This window comes from Streptomyces sp. NPDC051041, assembly GCF_044456065.1.
In the GTDB taxonomy this organism is placed as follows: Bacteria; Actinomycetota; Actinomycetes; order Streptomycetales; family Streptomycetaceae; genus Streptomyces; species Streptomyces glaucus.
This window is the reverse complement of sequence record NZ_JBITFM010000003.1, coordinates 541785-561346: the sequence shown is the minus strand read 5'-3', so window position 1 is coordinate 561346 and position 19562 is coordinate 541785. Positions and strand designations below refer to the sequence as shown.

General features: G+C 72.8%; 14 protein-coding genes. 9 read left to right on the top strand and 5 right to left on the bottom strand.

Translation table 11 applies throughout. From position 1 onward, the window contains the following. From ACIBAI_RS08670 to ACIBAI_RS08650, 5 genes are all read left to right on the top strand, one after another. Positions 1–480: alpha-glucosidase C-terminal domain-containing protein (locus ACIBAI_RS08670; protein WP_399032192.1), on the top strand; the 480-nt coding region annotated here is incomplete at its 5' end. After that, the gene (gene treS, locus ACIBAI_RS08665) at positions 477–2195 is read left to right on the top strand and encodes a maltose alpha-D-glucosyltransferase (protein WP_399032190.1); all 1719 of its coding nucleotides are present in this window, start codon (positions 477–479) and stop codon (positions 2193–2195) included. The genes ACIBAI_RS08670 and treS, both read left to right, overlap by 4 nt. A gap of 28 nt (positions 2196–2223) precedes the next feature. Further along, complete coding sequence (locus ACIBAI_RS08660) at positions 2224–3585, top strand: maltokinase (protein WP_399032188.1); 1362 nt, start codon at positions 2224–2226, stop codon at positions 3583–3585. A 4-nt stretch (positions 3586–3589) separates the two neighbouring features. After that, positions 3590–5812 (top strand): 1,4-alpha-glucan branching protein GlgB, encoded by a 2223-nt coding sequence (gene glgB, locus ACIBAI_RS08655; protein ID WP_399032186.1) that lies wholly within the window; start codon positions 3590–3592, stop codon positions 5810–5812. 107 nt (positions 5813–5919) lie between these two features. Next, entirely contained in the window at positions 5920–7008 is a 1089-nt protein-coding gene (locus tag ACIBAI_RS08650; RefSeq protein ID WP_399032229.1) for a glutamate--cysteine ligase, read from the top strand. Between the two features lie 69 nt (positions 7009–7077). Here ACIBAI_RS08650 and ACIBAI_RS08645 read toward each other — a convergent pair whose 3' ends face one another. Further along, on the bottom strand, positions 7078–7311 hold the full coding sequence (locus tag ACIBAI_RS08645) for a DUF6480 family protein (RefSeq protein WP_399032184.1): 234 nt from the start codon (positions 7309–7311) through the stop codon (positions 7078–7080). A 151-nt stretch (positions 7312–7462) separates the two neighbouring features. Between ACIBAI_RS08645 and ACIBAI_RS08640 the strand changes: the two genes are divergently transcribed. Next, complete coding sequence (locus ACIBAI_RS08640) at positions 7463–9367, top strand: AMP-dependent synthetase/ligase (RefSeq protein WP_399032182.1); 1905 nt, start codon at positions 7463–7465, stop codon at positions 9365–9367. A gap of 115 nt (positions 9368–9482) precedes the next feature. Here the strand turns inward: ACIBAI_RS08640 and ACIBAI_RS08635 are convergent, their stop codons facing one another. Beyond that, positions 9483–9770, bottom strand: a complete 288-nt coding sequence (locus ACIBAI_RS08635) for a DUF4190 domain-containing protein (RefSeq protein WP_399032180.1) — start codon at positions 9768–9770, stop codon at positions 9483–9485. A 315-nt stretch (positions 9771–10085) separates the two neighbouring features. Here ACIBAI_RS08635 and ACIBAI_RS08630 point away from each other — a divergent pair, with 315 nt between their 5' ends. Then, on the top strand, positions 10086–10520 hold the full coding sequence (locus ACIBAI_RS08630) for an ATP-binding protein (protein ID WP_399032178.1): 435 nt from the start codon (positions 10086–10088) through the stop codon (positions 10518–10520). Between the two features lie 24 nt (positions 10521–10544). Here the strand turns inward: ACIBAI_RS08630 and ACIBAI_RS08625 are convergent, their stop codons facing one another. The 3 genes from ACIBAI_RS08625 to ACIBAI_RS08615 all read right to left on the bottom strand — a co-directional run bounded on the left by ACIBAI_RS08625 (position 10545) and on the right by ACIBAI_RS08615 (position 12245). Beyond that, positions 10545–10952, bottom strand: coding sequence for an ATP-binding protein (locus ACIBAI_RS08625; RefSeq protein WP_399032176.1), 408 nt, complete (start codon positions 10950–10952; stop codon positions 10545–10547). A gap of 428 nt (positions 10953–11380) precedes the next feature. Then, positions 11381–11752, bottom strand: a complete 372-nt coding sequence (locus ACIBAI_RS08620) for a PRC-barrel domain-containing protein (RefSeq protein WP_399032174.1) — start codon at positions 11750–11752, stop codon at positions 11381–11383. After that, positions 11742–12245: an anti-sigma factor antagonist gene (locus tag ACIBAI_RS08615; RefSeq protein WP_399032172.1), complete on the bottom strand. Its 504-nt coding sequence runs from the start codon at positions 12243–12245 to the stop codon at positions 11742–11744. The genes ACIBAI_RS08620 and ACIBAI_RS08615 overlap by 11 nt, the downstream gene beginning before the upstream one ends. Before the next feature lie 348 nt (positions 12246–12593). Here ACIBAI_RS08615 and ACIBAI_RS08610 point away from each other — a divergent pair, with 348 nt between their 5' ends. Next, complete coding sequence (locus tag ACIBAI_RS08610; RefSeq protein ID WP_399032170.1) at positions 12594–16859, top strand: HAMP domain-containing protein; 4266 nt, start codon at positions 12594–12596, stop codon at positions 16857–16859. Between the two features lie 73 nt (positions 16860–16932). After that, complete coding sequence (locus ACIBAI_RS08605) at positions 16933–19374, top strand: SpoIIE family protein phosphatase (RefSeq protein ID WP_399032168.1); 2442 nt, start codon at positions 16933–16935, stop codon at positions 19372–19374. Positions 19375–19562: the final 188 nt, after the last annotated feature.

Below are 19562 nucleotides of genomic sequence, written 5' to 3'. Positions count from 1 at the left end.
GAGAACACCCCGCTCAGGGAGGGCAGCGAGGAGTACCTCGACAGCGAGAAGTACCAGCTCCGCCCCCGCGACTGGGCCGCCGCCGAACGCGAGGGACGCAGCATCGGCCCCCTGATCACCAAGCTCAACACCATCCGGCGGAACCACCCCGCCCTGCGCCAGCTGCGCGATCTGCACTTCCACCACGCCGACAACGACGCCCTCCTCGCCTACAGCAAACGCGCGGGATCCGACGTCGTGCTGGTGGTCGCCAACCTCGACCCCCACCGCGCCCAGGAGGCCACGGTCTCACTGGACATGCCGCGACTCGGCCTGGACTGGCACGAGTTCACGGCGGTCCACGACGAGATCACCGGCGAGACCTACCGCTGGGGCAGGACCAACTACGTGCGGCTGGAGCCCGGCCGGGCCCCCGCGCACGTCTTCCACGTCCAGCGACAGTCCGCCGCGCCCCAGAACGGAGGGCCCCGAACGCCATGACCGTCAACGACCCCGTCCCCGACACCTTCGAGGACACGCCCGCCAAGGACCGGGATCCGGAGTGGTTCAAACGCGCCGTCTTCTACGAGGTCCTCGTCCGCTCCTTCCAGGACAGCAACGGCGACGGCGTCGGCGACCTGAAGGGTCTGACCGCCAAACTCGACTACCTGCAGTGGCTGGGCGTCGACTGCCTGTGGCTGCCGCCCTTCTTCAAGTCGCCGCTGCGCGACGGCGGCTACGACGTCTCCGACTACACCGCCGTGCTGCCCGAGTTCGGCGACCTGGCCGACTTCGTGGAGTTCGTCGACGCCGCCCACCAGCGCGGCATGCGGGTGATCATCGACTTCGTCATGAACCACACCAGCGACCAGCACCCCTGGTTCCAGGAGTCGCGCAAGGACCCCGACGGGCCGTACGGCGACTACTACGTGTGGGCCGACGACGACAAGCAGTACCAGGACGCGCGGATCATCTTCGTCGACACCGAGGTCTCCAACTGGACCTACGACCCGGTGCGGGGGCAGTACTACTGGCACCGCTTCTTCTCGCACCAGCCGGACCTGAACTACGAGAACCCGGCCGTGCAGGAGGAGATCCTGGCCGCCCTGCGCTTCTGGCTGGACCTGGGCATCGACGGCTTCCGGCTGGACGCGGTGCCGTACCTGTACGCGCAGGAGGGCACCACCTGCGAGAACCTGCCCGCCACCCACGCGTTCCTCAAACGGGTCCGCCGCGAGATCGACCTGCTGTACCCGGACACCGTGCTGCTGGCGGAGGCGAACCAGTGGCCGGAGGACGTCGTCGACTACTTCGGCGACTTCGCCTCCGGCGGCGACGAGTGCCACATGGCCTTCCACTTCCCGGTCATGCCGCGCATCTTCATGGCCGTCCGCCGCGAGTCCCGCTACCCGGTCTCCGAGATCCTCGCCAAAACCCCGGCCATCCCCTCGGGCTGCCAGTGGGGCATCTTCCTGCGCAACCACGACGAGCTGACCCTGGAGATGGTCACCGACGAAGAACGCGACTACATGTGGGCCGAGTACGCCAAGGACCCCCGGATGCGCGCCAACATCGGCATCCGCCGCCGCCTCGCGCCCCTGCTGGACAACGACCGCCACTGCATCGAACTCTTCACCGCCCTGCTGCTCTCCCTCCCCGGCAGCCCGATCATCTACTACGGCGACGAGATCGGCATGGGCGACAACATCTGGCTCGGCGACCGGGACGCGGTGCGGACCCCGATGCAGTGGACCCCGGACCGCAACGCGGGCTTCTCCACCTGCGACCCGGGGCGGCTCTTCCTGCCGACGATCATGGACCCGGTCTACGGCTACCAGGTCACCAACGTCGAGGCGGCCATGGCCTCGCCGTCCTCGCTGCTGCACTGGACCCGGCGGATGATCGAGATCCGCAAGCAGAACGTGGCCTTCGGCCTGGGCTCCTACACCGAACTGCCCTCCTCCAACCCCGCGGTCCTGGCCTTCCTGCGGGAGTACGAGGACGACCTGGTGCTGTGCGTGAACAACTTCGCCCGGTTCTCCCAGCCCACCGAGCTGGATCTGAGCGCCTTCGAAGGGCGCCACCCGGTCGAGCTGTTCGGCGGGGTCCGCTTCCCGGCCATCGGCGAACTGCCGTATCTGCTCACCCTCGGTGGCCACGGCTTCTACTGGTTCAGGCTCACCAGAGTCGCATCCCGCATCGGCCGACGACTGTGAGCGTGCGCCGACGAAAGGAGGCGTCACCATGACGAAGACCGCGTTCCTGCACCCTAGAAGTGCCCTCCTCGCAGAGCCCCTGGAGTCGCTCGGCGGTCTGCTGCGGGAGTGGCTGCCGCGGCAGCGCTGGTTCGCCGGCAAGGACCGGCCCGTCACCGACCTCGGCGTGCTGTCCATGACCGAGCTGTCCCCGGACTGTCTGCACCTGCTGGTCCATGCCGCTCACGGCACCGTGCCCGTCCCCGACGGCGCTCCTCCGGCCGGCGACTGCTACCAGCTGCTGCTCGCCGTGCGCAGGCATCCGGCGCCGCGCCTCGGCCGGGCGATGATCGGCAGGGTGCAGGAGGGTCCGCTGACCGGCCTGACGGTCTACGACGCCCTGTACGACCCCCGGTCGGCCCATGTGCTCCTGGACCGGCTGCGGTGCCCCGGCGCGGCGGGCCCGCTGCGCTTCGAGTGCGACCCGGCGCAGCCGGTGCCGGCCGGTCTGGCGCCGCGCCTGCTGGACGCGGAGCAGTCCAACTCCTCACTGGTGTACGGCGACGCGTACATCCTGAAGGTCTTCCGGCGCATCCAGCCCGGCGTCAACCCCGACCTGGAGGTGCCGGGCGCGCTGGTCCGGCAGGGCTGCCGCCGGGTGCCCGCGCCCGTGGCGTGGTACCGGACGACGCATCCGCTCCAGGCGACGCTCGGCGTGCTGCAGCCGTTCCTGCCCGGCGCCTCCGACGGCTGGACCCTGGCCCTGCACGCCCTCGCGGCCGGCGACGACTTCACCGCCGAGGCCCATGAGCTGGGGCGCGCCACGGCGGAGGTGCACCTCGCGCTGGCCTCGGCCTTCCCCCCCGCCGCGCCGGGCGAGAACGGCCGGACCGCGGCGGCGATGACCGAGCGGCTGAACGTCGCCGCGCACTGCGTGCCGGCGCTCAGGCCGTACGTGCCCGGCCTGCGGACCGCCTTCGCCGCGCTCGCCACCTGCGACGCCGGGCCGCCCGCCCAGCGCATCCACGGCGACCTGCACCTGGGACAGGTGCTGCGGGCGGGGCGGGAGTGGTTCGTCATCGACTTCGAGGGCGAGCCGTCCCGCCCGCTCGCCGAGCGGGTGAGCCCCCACTCCCCGGTACGGGACATCGCCGGCATGCTGCGCTCCTTCGACTACGCCGCCCGGCAGCGCCGCCCCTGGCGCCCGCAGTGGGCGCGCCGCTGCCGGGAGGCCTACTGCGCGGGCTACGCCGCCCACGCCGGCTGGGACCCGCGCAAGAAGCACGGCCTGCTGCGCGCCTACGAGACGGACCGGGCCGTGTACGAGGTGCTGTACGAAGCCCGGCACCGCCCCGACTGGCTTCCCGTGCCCATGGCGGCGATCGAACGACTCGCCGTGAGAGGAGACTGACACCGTGGCTCTGCGTGACACCTCGCTCCCCGAGCCGGCCGGCCCGGTCCCGCCCGCCTGCGGGCCGCCCGGGGCCGCCCCCGCGCCGGCCCCGTCCGACCGGGAGCGCCTGCTGGCGGGCGCCCACCACGACCCGCACGCGCTGCTCGGCGCCCACCCGGTGCCCGACGGCATCGCCTTCCGGGCGCTGCGCCCCTTCGCCCGTGCGGTGAGCGTGGTCGTCGACGGCGCGCGCCACGGCCTTGTCCCCGAGGGGGACGGCCTGTTCTCCGGCGTCCTGCCGCTCACGGAGATCCCCCCGTACACCCTGGTGGTGGCGTACGGGGACACCGAGTACGAGGTGCACGACCCCTACCGCTTCCGGCCCGCCCTCGGGGAGTTCGACCTGCACCTGATCCGCGAGGGCCGGCACGAGCAGCTGTGGCGGGCGCTCGGCGCGCACCCGATGACCCACCAGGGCGTGACCGGCACCCGCTTCACCGTGTGGGCGCCCAACGCACAGGGCGTCCGGGTCGCCGGGGACTTCTGCCACTGGGACGGGACGGCGTTCCCGATGCGCTCCCTCGGCGCCTCCGGGGTGTGGGAGCTGTTCCTGCCCGGCATCGGGGAGGGCGAGCTGTACAAGTTCGAGCTCACCTCCCGGTACGGCCACCGGTTCCTCAAGGCCGACCCGATGGCGCGCCGCGCCCAGGAGCCGCCCGACACCGCGTCCGTGGTGACGGCGTCGCACTACGAGTGGGGGGACGCGCGGTGGATGCGGACGCGGGCCGGGACGCCCGTGCACCAGGCCCCGTTCTCGGTGTACGAGGTGCACCTGCCGTCCTGGCGGCCGGGGCTGACGTACCGCCGGCTGGCCGAGGAGCTGCCCGCGTACGTCAAGGACCTGGGGTTCACCCACGTCGAGCTGATGCCGGTCGCCGAGCATCCCTTCGGTCCGTCCTGGGGCTACCAGGTGACGTCGTACTACGCGCCGACCGCGCGGCTGGGCACCCCCGACGACTTCCGGTACCTGGTCGACGCCCTCCACCGGGCCGGCATCGGCGTGATCATGGACTGGGTGCCCGCGCACTTCCCGAAGGACGACTGGGCGCTGGCCCGGTTCGACGGGGACCCGCTGTACGAGCCGGGGGACTCCCGGCGCGCCGAGCACCCGGACTGGGGGACGTACACGTTCGACTTCGCCCGCACCGAGGTGCGCAACTTCCTGGTGGCGAACGCCGTGTACTGGTGCGAGGAGTTCCACATCGACGGGCTGCGCGTGGACGCCGTCGCCTCGATGCTCTACCTCGACTACTCGCGGGAGCCCGGCGGGTGGGAGCCCAACGCGCACGGCGGCCGGGAGGACCTGGCGGCGGTGGCGTTCCTGCAGGAGATGAACGCGACCGTCTACCGGCGGTGCCCCGGCGTGGTGACGATCGCGGAGGAGTCCACCGCGTGGGACGGGGTGACCCGGCCCACCGACGGCGGCGGTCTCGGCTTCGGGCTGAAGTGGAACATGGGCTGGATGCACGACTCGCTGCAGTACATCGCCCGCGAGCCGGTCCACCGCAGGTACCACCACCACGAGATGACCTTCTCCATGGTGTACGCCTACAGCGAGAACTACGTGCTGCCGATCTCCCACGACGAGGTCGTGCACGGCAAGCGGGCCCTGGTGTCGAAGATGCCGGGCGACTGGTGGCAGCGGCGCGCCAACGTGCGCGCCTACCTGGGCTACATGTGGGCGCACCCCGGCAAGCAGCTGCTGTTCATGGGGCAGGAGTTCGCGCAGGGCGCCGAGTGGTCCGAGAAGCACGGACCCGAGTGGTGGCTGCTGGACGACGAGCACCCCTTTGCCGGTGACCACCGCGGGGTGCGGGACCTGGTCCGCGACCTCAACGCCGTCTACCGCGCCACCCCCGCCCTGTGGCAGCGCGACACCGACCCGGCCGGCTTCCGGTGGGTCGCCGTGGACGCCGCCGACGACAACGTCCTCGCGTTCCTGCGGTTCGACGCGGACGGCGCCCCCCTGCTGGCGGTGTCGCACTTCTCCCCCGTGGTCCGCCACGACTACCGCCTGGCCGTCCCCGAGGACGTCGTCGCCTGGCGGGAGGTCCTCAACACCGACGCCGCCCGCTACGGCGGCGGCGACGTGGCCAACCCCGACCCGGTCGAACCGGAGGACGGCTGCGTGCGGCTCACCCTGCCGCCGCTGGCCACGGTGTGGCTGACGCCGTTCGCGCGGTGAGACCCGGCACGGCCAGGTGTCCGGCCGGGCTTTGCGGGCAGTCGGGGTCGTACGAGCGGGAACCGCTCGTCGTCACCGCGGCAGGCCACAGAAAGGCGGATATGGACGTGCGCACCGTCGGAGTGGAGGAGGAACTCCTTCTGGTCGATCCCGAGAGCGGCGAACCGCGGGCACTGTCCGCCGCGGTGCTCGCCCGCGCGGCGCAGGACGACGCCGAGCAGGACGTCTTCGAGAAGGAACTCCACGACCAGATGCTGGAGTTCGCCACGCACCCGCAGTCGGACATGGGGGCGCTGCGGGCGGAGATCGCCCGCTGCCGCAAGGAGGCGGCCCGGCACGCCGAGGGGATCGGCTGCACCGTCGCCGCGCTCGCCACCTCCCCGCTGCCCGTCAGCCCCTCCGTCGGCATGAACCGCCGCTACCAGTGGATGGCCGACCAGTACGGCATCGCCACCCGCGAGCAGATGGTCATGGGCTGCCACGTCCATGTGTCGGTCGACTCCGACGAGGAGGGCGTCGCGGTGATCGACCGGATCCGGCCCTGGCTGTCGGTGCTGGCCGCGATCAGCGCGAACTCCCCGTTCTGGCAGGGCAAGGACTCCGGGTACCACAGCTACCGCAGCCGGGTGTGGCAGCGCTGGCCGTCAGCGGGCCCGACGGAGATCTTCGGCTCGGCCGAGCGGTACCACCGCCGGGTCGCGGACATGGTCGCCACCGGCGCCCTGCTCGACCAGGGGATGATCTACTTCGACGCGCGCCTGTCCCAGCGGTATCCGACGGTGGAGATCCGGGTCGCGGACGTCTGTCTGCACGCGCACACCGCCGCCCTCGTCGCCACCCTGGCCCGCGGGCTGGTGGAGACCGCCGCCCGCGAGTGGCGGGCGGGAGCGGAGCCGGCCGACCACAGCGTGAGCCTGCTGCGGCTGGCCGGCTGGCGGGCCGCCCGGTCCGGCCTGGCCGAGGAGCTGCTCCATCCGGCGACCATGCGGCGCATGCCCGCCCGGACCGTGCTGCGGGCCCTGCTGGAGCATGTCGAGGAGGCGCTGGCCGACACCGGTGACCTCGACCGGGTCCGCGAGGCCTGCGCCGAGCTGCTGCGGCACGGCACCGGCGCGCAGGTGCAGCGCGGGCTGCTGGAGCGCACCGGCAGCCTGCGGGACGTCGTCACGGAGTGCGTGCGCCTCACGCAGACCTGAGACCTCCCGCCGGCCACCGGCGTGCGCACCGCCGTACGGGCCCGTGCGCACGCCGCCTCCCCCCCGCGCTCACACCATCAGGACGATGGCGTAGGCCAGGAAGAACGCCGCGACGAGCACGGTGAGGACGATGATCAGGGTCAGGGGCGCCTTGGCCCAGCCCTTGGGCGGGTTGTGCGTCTCGCGCGGGCCCGCCTCGGGCATGCTGCTCTCCGCCGGCGGGGTCTCGCCCGGCGGTACGCCGCCTCCCGGTTCGAGGCCGGAGGCGCGTTCGGGTTCGGGATCGGGATTCACGTAACTCATGCCGTCCGGGTCCCCCGAACAGGCCGGGATCATCAAGCCGGTTCCACTTCTGCGGTACGGGCCCCCGGCCGCTCCTGCCTCGGCTACATTCGAGCACCGCCGACGACGGCGCTCGCCGGCGGCGCCACCCCGTACCCGTCAGGAGCAGCGCATGCGCGACCTCGCCCTCGCTCCCCCGACTGCCTCCCCCCTGACCGGCGGTCTCGCCGACAGCGTCTTCGAGACGGCGGCCCGCACCCCCGCCCTGCCGGTGCTCGCCCGCCGCGCGGACGCCGCCGCCACCGTCTGGGAGGAGGTGACGGCCGCGGAGTTCCGCGACGAGGTGGTCGGCCTCGCCAAGGGACTGGTCGCCTCCGGGATCTCGCCGGGCCACCGCGTGGCCGTCATGGCGCGCACCCGGTACGAGTGGACGGTGCTCGGCTACGCGCTGTGGACGGTGGGCGCCGAGGTGGTGCCGGTCTACCCGACGTCGTCGCGCGAGCAGGTGGAGTGGATCCTCCGGGACGCCGGCTGCGTGGCCGCGGCGGTGGAGGACGAGCAGGGCGTGATGACCGTCGGCTCGGTGTGCACCTCGCTGCCGGGGCTGCGCCACGTATGGCAGCTGGACGCGGGGGCGCTGGAGGAGCTGGTGCGGCGCGGAAGGTCCGTTCCGCTCGCCGCGGTCGACTCGATGCGCCGCATCGTGCTCCCGGACTCCACCGCGGTGATCGCCTACACCTCCGGCACCTCGGGCCGCGCCCTGGGATGCGCCCTGAGCCACCGCGGCCTGGCCGCCCCCTGCGACACGCTGCTCGCGGGCTGGGGACACACGGCGGCGCCGCCGGGGGAGCAGGGCCGTGTCCTGGCCTTCCTGCCCCTCTCCCACGTGTACGGGCTGATGATCCAGGGCCTGTGCGTACGCGGCGGCCTGCTGCTGGGGCACGAGCCCGACATGAGCGAGGCGGCCCTGTCGTCGGCGCTGCGCTCCTTCCGGCCCACGTACCTCTACGCCGTCCCCTCGGTCCTCGAGAAGATCTACAAGAACTTCCTGCGCACGGCGCAGGCGGCGGGCCGCGGCGTGCTGTTCGAACGGGCGGCCGACACGGCGCGGGAGTTCGCCGCGGCCGCGGAGCGGCGGCGGCTGGGCCGGGGCCCGGGTCCCGGCTTCGAGCTGCGGCTGCAGCACGCCCTGTACGAGCGGACGGTCTACCGCGGGCTGCGGGCCGCGCTGGGCGGCCGGGTGCGCCGCGCGACCTCCGGCGGCTCGCCGCTCAGCCGGGACCTGTCCCTCTTCTACGAGGGCATCGGCGTCTACGTGAACGACGGCTACGGGCTGACGGAGACCAGCGGCGGGGTGACCATGCAGCCGCTGGGCCGGGAGAAGTCGGGGACCGTCGGCAAACCCCTGCCGGGCACGCGGGTCCGGCTGGCGGAGGACGGCGAGATCCTGGTGCGCGGGCCGTCGGTGTTCCAGGGCTACGTGGGCGACGAGGCCGCCACCCGGGCCGCGCTGCGCGACGGCTGGCTGGCCACCGGGGACCTCGGCCGGCTGGACGACGAGGGGTATCTGACGATCACCGGCCGCAAGAAGGACGTCATCATCACCAGCGGCGGCAAGAGCGTCGCCCCGGCCGCGCTGGAGCAGCGGCTGCGGATGCACCCCCTGATCCACCAGGCGGTGGTGGTGGGCGACAACCGGCCCTGCGTGGGCGCCCTGATCACACTGGACCCGGAGTTCCTGGCGCACTGGCGGGCGGCCCTGTCGCTGCAGGGCGACGAGCCGGTGCGCCGGGCCCGTGAGGAGAACGCGCTGCGGGAGGAGATCGGCCGGGCCGTGGCCGCGGCGAACAGCGCCGTCTCCCGCTCGGAGTCCATCCGGGTGTTCCGGATCCTGCCGGAGCCGTTCGATGTGGCCAACGGCCTGCTGACGCCGTCGATGAAACTGCGCCGGGACGAGATCGTGCGGCACTGTGCGGCGGAGATCGACGCCATGTACGAGGCGCGCTCGCGTGCGCGCCGGCCGCCCGCCCCGGACGAGCAGGCGCTCTGGGACGACCCGGACGACGTGTTCCGGTGAGGCTCCGCGCGGCCGAAGGCGCGCACCGGCCTCTCGCACGCCGAGGGCGTACGCCGCTTCGGCGTACGCCCTCGAACCGTGCGAGAGGCCGGTGCGCGCTGTGCGCGGCGGCGGGTCAGCCGCCCACGTACCAGGTGAAGCCGCCGTTGGCCGCGCTGATCGCGAGCAGCACCCCGAAGATGACCAGGTCGATGATGCCGAGCACCACACCCGCCTTGGCCATTCCCGCCCCGCCCTTGGCCGGTGCCTGGCGCATGGCGACGACGCCCAGCACGATCGCGAGCGGCCCGAGAATCACATTGAAGAGGAACACTCCGATGATTCCGCAGATCAGGCTGGCGATGGCCAGGCCGTTCGTGCGCGAGCTGGGGGACGCGGCAGAGGAACTGCCGTAACTCGTCATCAGGATCTCCCGGTGTCGGGGAATTTGGACTGTCGCACAACCGGGTGCCCGCCCAATGCGCCATGCATTCCGAGGAATTCCGGCAATACCGAAATGCCGTATTCCGTTTACGGCCGGGGGCCGGGCGGGAATGTCCGCGCCCGGGGAAACCGGCTGTGCGGGGACCGCCACGCAACGTCGCCGGGACCGGGCGCCGGGGATCGCGGACCCGGCGTCGGAGGAGAAGGCGCGTAGGCTCCGCCAGCACGGGAACTAGCACACGGAGGCACGTAGGAGAAGGACGACAGCCCTGCTGAGGCGGGTCGGGAAGGCGCGATGGCAACCGAGCCACGTTGGGACAAGAAACTGTCTTCCGAGGAGATCATGAGCCGCACGGCCGGCTTCGCCGGTGAACTGCACAACGTGACAAGCGCGCGCTTGGTCGCGGAGGAGTTCCTGTACGACCTCGCGCGTGTGTCACCGCCGTCGGCACCCGAGCACTGGGACGACATCCTGCTCGTGGTGACCGAACTGGCCGCCAACGCCGTGCAGTACGCCCCGGGTCCGTTCGAGCTGCGCCTGCGCCGCACCTTCGACGGGGTGCACGTGGTGATGCACGACACCAGCACCACGCCGCCCGCGCCGCGTCCCTTCCATCCGAGTCGCGGCGGCGGCGGCATCGGCTGGCACCTGATCCACACGCTGTGCGATCAGGTCAGTGTCGTCACCGACGAGCACGGCAAGGACATCCACGTCTTCCTGCCCTGGTGAGCGGGTTCCGCGCGCGCTCCCCCGTCACGGCCGGCCGGCCCGGTGCGGCGGCGCCTCGCGCATCGGCACCAGCACGCTGACCGTCTTGCCGCCCTCGGGGCGGCGGGTGATGACGATGTCCCGGGCCAGGCGGATGATGAGCGGCCAGCCGTAGCCGTTGCCGTGGTGCCCGACGGGCAGCGGACCGGGCCCGTAGGCGACCTCGGGGACGATCTCGCTGTTGTCGTGCACCGCGATCCGTACGCCCTCCGCGGTGGTCCGGGCCTCGAAGCCGGCCAGTCCGTCGCCGTGCCGGATCGCGTTGGTGACCAGTTCCGAGACCACGAGCAGCAGGTCGATGACGTCCTCGTCACGCGGGGTACGGCCCGCCGCGGCCCACTCCTGGCGCACCACGGACTCCGCGTACGCGCGGGCCGCCGCGGCGCTGGTCACGCCGCCCGGCGCGGAACCGGGCGACGGGGCGCCGGTGCCGGCCGCGCGCTCCGTCCGGCCGGCACCGGTCCGGACGGCGGTGTCCGTCTCCCGGGCGGGCCCGAAGCCCGTCCGCCCCGCGGCGGGGGCCGTGCCCCGGACGGCCCCCGGGCCCGCCCACCCGGTGGCCGCCCCTCCGCCGGCGCTGGTCTCCCGTCTGCCCACGGCATCCGCCCGCCCGGTGGCGGCCGGTGCGCCCGGGCGCTCTGCCTGTGTCAATGGTCCGTCACTGCTCGCGGCACCTCCATCGCCGTCACCGCCGTCGCCCGGGCCTCCGGCGGGCGCGCGGAAACGGAGTGGTCTCTCTTCCTGTGGGTCCTCCCGGCGGCCTCCGGTGCGGACGGCCGGCCGGCTTCTCGTCTCCCTCGAGTCGCCGCGGCTCGAAGCGGTCAGGTGGCGGAGGTCTCGCGCGGCGGCAGGCTGTGATAATACTCACCGACGGAGGTCAGGTACTGCGGGTCCATCGTCTCGCTGTCGGTCCGGAACCGGGGGGCGGCCTTGACCTCTCCTCTGGTGCAGGCCACCGTGATCCGCCGGTTGCCGGCGTCGACGGCGGTGACGACGCCGACCGGCACGAGGACGCTCCGGCCGAAGACCCACACGCCGGTGTCAACGACCAGGTGCCGCATGCCGAAGTGGTCGGCCTGCCGGTCCACATGCCCGATGGTCCCGTCGCTCGCGACGACGGTGTAACCCGTCAGGTCCCGCCCTTCGACGTGACCGCTGCCGGGTGCGTACGACCAGATTCTGTCAATGGGCACGCTGCTCCTTCCCTTCCGGGGCGCCGCCGGGTCCCGGCCCGGTCGGCCGGCGATCCGGGCACGCTCGCTTCCACAGCAGCCAAATACCCCCCTGCGGCGGCGCCATTCGAAGCGCGCCCCGGATCCGGCCGGGTCCCCGGCGCTCCTGCCCGCGGCCGCCGGCCTCCCCCGGCGCGGCGAGGTACTCGAGGGTGCCCGTCAGCTCGAGGAAGCGGTCCAGCGGGGCGGGGCGCCGGTCCGGGCGCAGGCCCGCCCGGCCGGTACGGCGCCGGATCCGCAGCAGCGCCGACAGGCCCGAGTCGGTGCCGCGCAGGCGCGCGGAGTCCGGGCGCACCTCGGTCGGCGCCGTCGCGCCCGGCGTGAGCGGCGACGTCACGGCGGCCAGGAGGGCGCCGTGCGTCTCGTGGCCGGGATCGCCGGCGACGCGCACGACGGCCGCACCGGGGGCGGTGCCGACGGTGCGGCCGAAGGACTGCGGCTGCGACGCGGTCACGGGCTCTCCCGGTCCTGACCGTCCGACGCCCGCGTGGGGCGGCGGGCCGCGACCGGCACGGGAGGAGCGTCGGCCGCGACGGTACCGGCGACCCGCGGGGAAACCTTTCCAAGTACCCCCGTTGCGCTCGTTCATGCATGATCCGTGCCGTCCGGATCCGTCGGGGCCGAACTACGCCCCGCGCTTTGTTCCGCACCTGGGACGTGGGTTAGCCTGCGACGTATTTTCTCATCGCGCAGATCCGTGAACTGCGGAAATGCGCACACGACAGCCGGATCGCCGATCGGTCCGGCGGGGGTTCCGAGTCCTCGCAGCCGAGGACTCCTGGGGAGCGGAACGAGGGTTCGCATGACCAGCGACAGCGCCGGGGCCGTCGACACGGTGCCGGGCGATCAGGAGTTGCGGCGCCTCCTGGCGGGCCTGACGGCCGTCCGGGACGGTGACTTCGGCACGCGTCTGCCGGACGACGCCGACGGCCTCATGGGCGACATCGCCAAGGTCTTCAACGGCATGGTGGACCAGTTGTCCCTGTTCACCTCCGAGGTCACCCGGGTGGCCCGCGAGGTGGGCACCGAGGGGACGCTCGGCGGGCAGGCCGAGGTGCCGGGCGTCTCGGGCACCTGGGCCGACCTGACGGACTCGGTGAACGCCATGGCGGGCAACCTCACCACCCAGGTCCGCGACATCGCCCAGGTGGCCACGGCGGTCGCCAAGGGCGACCTCTCCCAGAAGATCGACGTGCCCGCCCGCGGGGAGATCCTGCAGCTGAAGGAGACCGTCAACACGATGGTCGACCAGCTCTCCGCCTTCGCCGACGAGGTCACCCGCGTCGCCCGCGAGGTCGGCAGCGAGGGCCGCCTCGGCGGCCAGGCCCAGGTGCCGGGCGTGGCCGGTGTGTGGCGGGACCTGACCGACTCGGTGAACCACATGGCGGGCAACCTCACCAGCCAGGTCCGCTCCATCGCCCAGGTCACCACGGCGGTGGCCCAGGGCGACCTCTCCCAGAAGATCACCGTCGACGCCCGCGGCGAGATCCTCGAGCTCAAGAGCACCATCAACACGATGGTCGACCAGCTCTCCGCCTTCGCCGACGAGGTCACCCGCGTCGCCCGCGAGGTCGGCACCGAGGGCCGCCTCGGCGGCCAGGCGGACGTCAAGGGCGTCAAGGGCACCTGGCGCGATCTGACCGACTCCGTGAACTTCATGGCGGGCAACCTCACCGGCCAGGTCCGCAACATCGCGCTGGTGGCGACCGCGGTGGCCAAGGGCGACCTCTCCCAGAAGATCACCGTCGACGCCCGCGGCGAGATCCTCGAACTCAAGAACACCATCAACACGATGGTCGACCAGCTCTCCGCCTTCGCCGACGAGGTCACCCGCGTCGCCCGCGAGGTCGGCACCGAGGGCCGCCTCGGCGGCCAGGCCCAGGTGCGGGGTGTGTCGGGCACCTGGAAGGACCTCACCGACAACGTCAACGTGATGGCGTCCAACCTCACCAGCCAGGTCCGCTCCATCGCCCAGGTCGCCACCGCCGTGGCCCGGGGCGATCTGTCGCAGCGGATCACGGTCGAGGCCAAGGGCGAGGTCGCGGCGCTGGCCGAGGTCATCAACACGATGGTCGACACGCTGTCGGCGTTCGCCGACGAGGTCACCCGCGTCGCCCGCGAGGTCGGCACCGAGGGCCGCCTCGGCGGCCAGGCGCACGTGCCGAACGTGGCGGGCACCTGGAAGGACCTCACCGACAACGTCAACTCGATGGCCAACAACCTCACCGGCCAGGTGCGCAACATCGCGCTGGTGACGACCGCGGTGGCCAAGGGCGATCTATCGAAGAAGATCGACGTCGACGCCCGCGGCGAGATCCTCGAACTCAAGACGACGATCAACACGATGGTCGACCAGCTCTCCGCCTTCGCCGACGAGGTCACCCGCGTCGCCCGCGAGGTCGGCACCGAGGGCCGCCTCGGCGGCCAGGCCGAGGTGGAGGGCGTCTCGGGCACCTGGAAGCGCCTGACGGAGAACGTCAACGAGCTGGCCGGAAACCTCACCCGGCAGGTCCGCGCGATCGCCGAGGTCGCCAGCGCCGTCGCCGAGGGCGACCTGACGCGCTCGATCACCGTGGAGGCGTCCGGCGAGGTCGCCGAACTCAAGGACAACATCAACTCCATGGTGGAGTCCCTGCGCGAGACCACCCGGGCCAACCAGGAGCAGGACTGGCTCAAGACGAACCTCGCCCGGATCTCCAGCCTGATGCAGGGCCACCGCGACCTGCCCGTCGTCGCCGAGCTGATCATGGACGAGCTCGTGCCCCTGGTGTCCGCCCAGTACGGCGCCTTCTACCTGGCCGAGGACGGCGAGAGCGGCCCCGAGCTGCGGCTCGTCGGCTCCTACGGCTACCCCGACGACGACGCCCGGCCCACCCGCATCCCCTTCGGCCGCACCCTGGTCGGCCAGGCCGCGCGCAGCCGGCGCACCATCACGGTGGACGAGCTGCCGCCCGACTACGTGACCATCTCCTCCGGGCTCGGGCAGGTGACGCCGACCGCGCTGGTGCTGCTGCCCATCGTGTTCGAGGACCAGGTGCTCGCCGTGATCGAGCTGGCGTCGGTGACGCGCTTCACCCAGATCCATCACGACTTCCTGGCCCAGCTGATGGAGACCATCGGCGTCAACGTCAACACCATCGTGGCCAACGCCCGCACCGACGAGCTGCTGGTCGAGTCGCAGCGGCTGACCGCCGAGCTCCAGGCCCGCTCGGCCGAGCTGCAGGTGCAGCAGGAGGAACTGCAGCGCTCCAACGCCGAGCTGGAGGAGAAGGCCTCCCTGCTGGTGGCGCAGAACCGGGACATCGAGGCGAAGAACCTGCAGATCGAGCAGGCGCGGCAGGAGCTGGAGGCCCGCGCCCAGCAGCTGTCGCTGGCCTCGAAGTACAAGTCGGAGTTCCTGGCGAACATGAGCCACGAGCTGCGCACCCCGCTCAACAGCCTGCTCATCCTCGCCCAGTTGCTCGCCCAGAACCCGTCGCGCAACCTCACCCCGAAGCAGGTCGAGTACGCGCAGATCATCCACTCCGCCGGTTCGGACCTGCTGCAGCTGATCAACGACATCCTCGACCTGTCGAAGGTCGAGGCCGGGAAGATGGACGTCACGCCCGAGCGGGTGACGCTCCGTCAGCTCATCGAGTACGTCGAGGCCACCTTCCGGCCCATGACGACGCAGAAGGGCCTGGAGTTCACGGTGGCGACCGCGCCCGGCGCGCCCGCGGACCTCCTCACGGACGACTCGCGGCTGCGTCAGGTCCTGCGCAACCTGCTGTCGAACGCGGTGAAGTTCACCGAGCGGGGCAGCGTGGAGCTGCGCATCGAACCCGCGACGGACGACGAGGTGCCGCAGAGCGTGATGAGAGGCGGCGCCGTGGTGGCGTTCCGGGTGAAGGACACCGGCATCGGCATCCCCGAGCAGCACCTGGAGACGATCTTCGGCGCGTTCCAGCAGGCGGACGGCACGACGAGCCGCAAGTACGGCGGCACCGGCCTGGGCCTGTCCATCACGCGGGAGATCGCCCAGCTGCTCGGCGGAGCCGTCACCGTGGACAGCACGCCCGGCCAGGGCAGCACGTTCACCCTCTACCTGCCCGTGGCCCGGCCCGACTTCGAGCAGCTGATGACCTCCGGCCGGACCCTGGAGCCGGCTTCGGCGGAGGCCCCGGCCGAGGAACCGGCCGCGGTGGTGCCCGAGACCGGGCCCGGGCCGCGTCCCCGGCGGCTGCTCGTCGTGGAGGAGCGGCCGCGCGGCCTGCTGACCCTCGTCGCGGAGAGCGTCGTCGCGGATCTGACGCACGGCCGGAGCGACGGCGGGCAGCGGCCGGCGATCGACATCATCACCGCCGTCGGCGCGCAGGAGGCGGCGGGCGCCCTGGCCGCCGAGCCGTGCCACTGCGTGGTCCTGGAGCTCGGCATGCCGGACGGCGAGGCGTCCCGGTTCCTGGAGGCCACCCAGGGAGACTCGGCGCTGGCGAGCGTTCCGGTGCTCGTGCACAGCGGTCACCGCGCCGACGCGGCCCTGGAGGAGACGCTGCGCTCCCGGGCGGAGGGCGGGGCGCTGGAGTTCCTGTCCAGCCTCGACGAACTGCGCGAGCGCATCGCGCTGCACCTGTCCGCCGAGGAGCCGGGCGAGGTGCTCGCCCTGGTGCGCCCGGAGGACCCGCAGCGGCACGCGGCGCTGCCCGTCGACGAGTCCGCGGCCGGGCGCACGGTGCTCGTCGTGGACGACGACGCGCGCAACCTCTTCGCGCTCAGCGGGATCCTGGAGCTGCACGGCTTCCGGGTGCTGCACGCGGAGAACGGACGCAAGGGCATCGAGACGCTGGTGAACAACCCGGAGGTGGCGCTCGTGCTGATGGACGTGATGATGCCGGAGATGGACGGTTACGCGGCGACCGCGGAGATCCGCAGCATGCCGCAGTACGCCGACCTGCCCATCATCGCCGTCACCGCGAAGGCGATGCCCGGCGACCGCGAGAAGAGCCTCGCCTCGGGCGCCAGTGATTACGTCACCAAGCCGGTGGACACTCGCGACCTGATCGCCTGTGTCCGCCGCTGGCTGCCCGCATGACCGCGCCGGCGACCGCCCCACAGCGTCCCGCGTCCCGCACGCGAGTGCGCTGCAGTCGAGGAGCATCCGCATCGTGAGCATCTCCGAGCATCCGCGCGAACCACTGGACGGTGAGCCGCGGTTCGCCCCAGCCGTGGCCCCGGCGGCCTCCGCCGCCGTGGAGCCGTCCGCCGCCGAGTCGCCCGCCTCGCCCGTCGGCAGGCTGGCGGCCACCGTGGAGCGGCTCAGCCGCGAGGTGCGGGCGGCCCAGGCGGAGGCCGAGGGACGCGCCCTGATCGAACTCGCCAAGGGCATCCTCGTCGAACGCCTCAAGTGCGGTCCGGCGCAGGCCGCCCGGCAGCTGTCCGAGCTGGCCGAGCAGGCCCAGGTGACGCCGCTCGAATTCGCGGTCGACGTCATCAACCAGGCCGCGCGGGACCGGATGTCCGAGGTGACGGACGCGTTCCTGGCCGCCACCACCGGAGCCGGCGACGAACCGGTCGACGAGTCGGCCGCCGTACGGCTGCGCGCGGCCGAGAGCGGAGCGCTGGCCGCGGACGACACCCAGGCCGTCGCCGACGCCCTGCTGGAGCAGGCGCTGCGCCCGCTCGGCGCGGTGGCCGTGGCCATCTGGGCCGCGGGCTCCGACGGGTCGCTGACGCTGGCCGGCAGCGCCGGGTTCTCCCCGGCCGAGGCCGCGCGCTGGCGGTACGTGCCGCCGGACGTGGCGACGGTGGCGCGGCGCGGTCTGACCGAACGCGCGGGACAGTGGATCGGGTCCCTCGCGGAGACCGGGCTGCCCAGCATCGGCCGGCACCACCACCCGGACGGCGGCCGGGCCGCCCTGCCCGCGGGCACCGGGGGCCGCATCCACGGCGTGCTGGAGATCGCCTGGCCGGAGCCGCTGCCCGAGCTGCGGCCCCAGATCGTCCGCCAGGTGGAGGCCCTGGCCGAGCTGTGCGCCCACACGCTGGAGGCGTACACGCCGGCGCACGGCCCGGCCCAGGAGCCGCGGGTGCTGCCGGACGCCGCGGAGCTGATGGACCTGGCCGACGGGCTGCACGATCCCGCGCTGGTCCTGGTGCCGCACCTCGACGCCGCCGGGCACCTGGTGGACTTCCGCATCCAGCACGTCAACAGCCGCTTCCTGGACCCGGCCGGCCGGCCGCGCGCGATGGTGGGCGGCTCGCTGCTGCTGGAGGCCTACCCGATGGCGGCCGGGCAGAGCGAGCTGTTCCAGCAGGTGGAGCGCGTGTACGCCACCGGTGAGCCCTTCCGGGCCCGCCGGATGAACCTGACCGCCCTCGTCGACCAGGTCCCGCTGTCGGCGGTCGCGGACATCAGCATCAGCCGGCACGGCTCGGCCGTCCTGCTCATCTGGCGCATCGAGGACGAGACGGCGCGGCTGGCGAGTCTGCTCCAGCACGCCCAGCGCCTCGGCCGCATCGGCGGCTTCGAGGAGAACGTGCTGACCGGGGAGATCACCTGGAACGGGCAGCTGTTCGACCTGTACGGGCGTCCGCAGTCGAGTACCCCGGTGCCGCTGGAGGAGCTGCCGGCCCACGCCCATCCGGACGACGGCGTCACCATCCGCCGCTTCCTGCGCACCCTCCTGCACCACCGGCGGCCCGCGTCGGCGGCCTTCCGGCTGCAGCGGCCCGACGGGGTGACCCGGCACATCCGGGTCGTCGCCGAACCGGTCCTCGACACCGACGGCCGGCTGCTCGTGGTCCGCGGGGCCTACCAGGACATCTCGGCGCAGCACTGGACGGAGGTGGCGCTCGCCGCCACCCGCGACCAGCTGGCGCACACCGAGCAGCAGGCCAGCGAACGCAACCGGCTGGCCCTGCAGTTGCAGCACGCCATCATGCCGCCCACGCAGGACCCGCTGCGGGTTCCCGGCCTCCAGGTGGCCGTGCGCTACCGGCCCGCGGAGACCGAGCAGTTGGTCGGCGGCGACTGGTACGACGCCGTCGTCCTGCCGTCCGGGCTGGTGCTGCTGTGCGTGGGGGACGTGGCGGGCCACGGCATCGAGGCGGCGACGAGCATGGTGGTGCTGCGCAACGCGCTGCGCGGGCTGGCGGTGACCGGCGCGGGCCCAGGCCAGCTGCTGTCGTGGCTGAACATCGTGGCGCACCATCTGACGGGCGCGGTCACCGCCACGGCGGTGTGCGGCCTGTACGACCCGGACACGCGCACGTTCCGCTGGGCGCGGGCGGGCCACCTGCCGCCCGTCCTCGTGCGGGACGCGGACGCGGCTCCCCTGCCGCTGGCCAGGGGGATGCTGCTGGGCGCGGTGCCCGAGGCCGGGTACGAGGAGACCCAGGTCCAACTGGCCGCCGACGACACCCTGTTGATGTACACCGACGGCCTGATCGAGCGTCGCGACCGGTCGGTGGAGGAGTCCCTGACCCATCTGGTGACCACCGCGCGCACGGCGCCCACCACGCTGGACCAGCAGCTGGACCGGCTGCTCACGTACAGCAGGTCGGACACCGACGACGACACCTGCATCGTGGGCATCCGGGTCGGGTGAGGACGGCGGCCGGCGCGCCGCGGGCATGACCCGCGGATTACGGGGTAGGCGCGGGTGCGCGGTGAGACACGACCCGCGGGTGAGGGGGTACGGGACGGGCCTCGGGGTCCGGGACGGACCCGGCCTCCTCACGGCGCGGGTGCACGGTTCCGTGCGGGCGCGGGTGAGATTTTGATCACCGCGCGCCC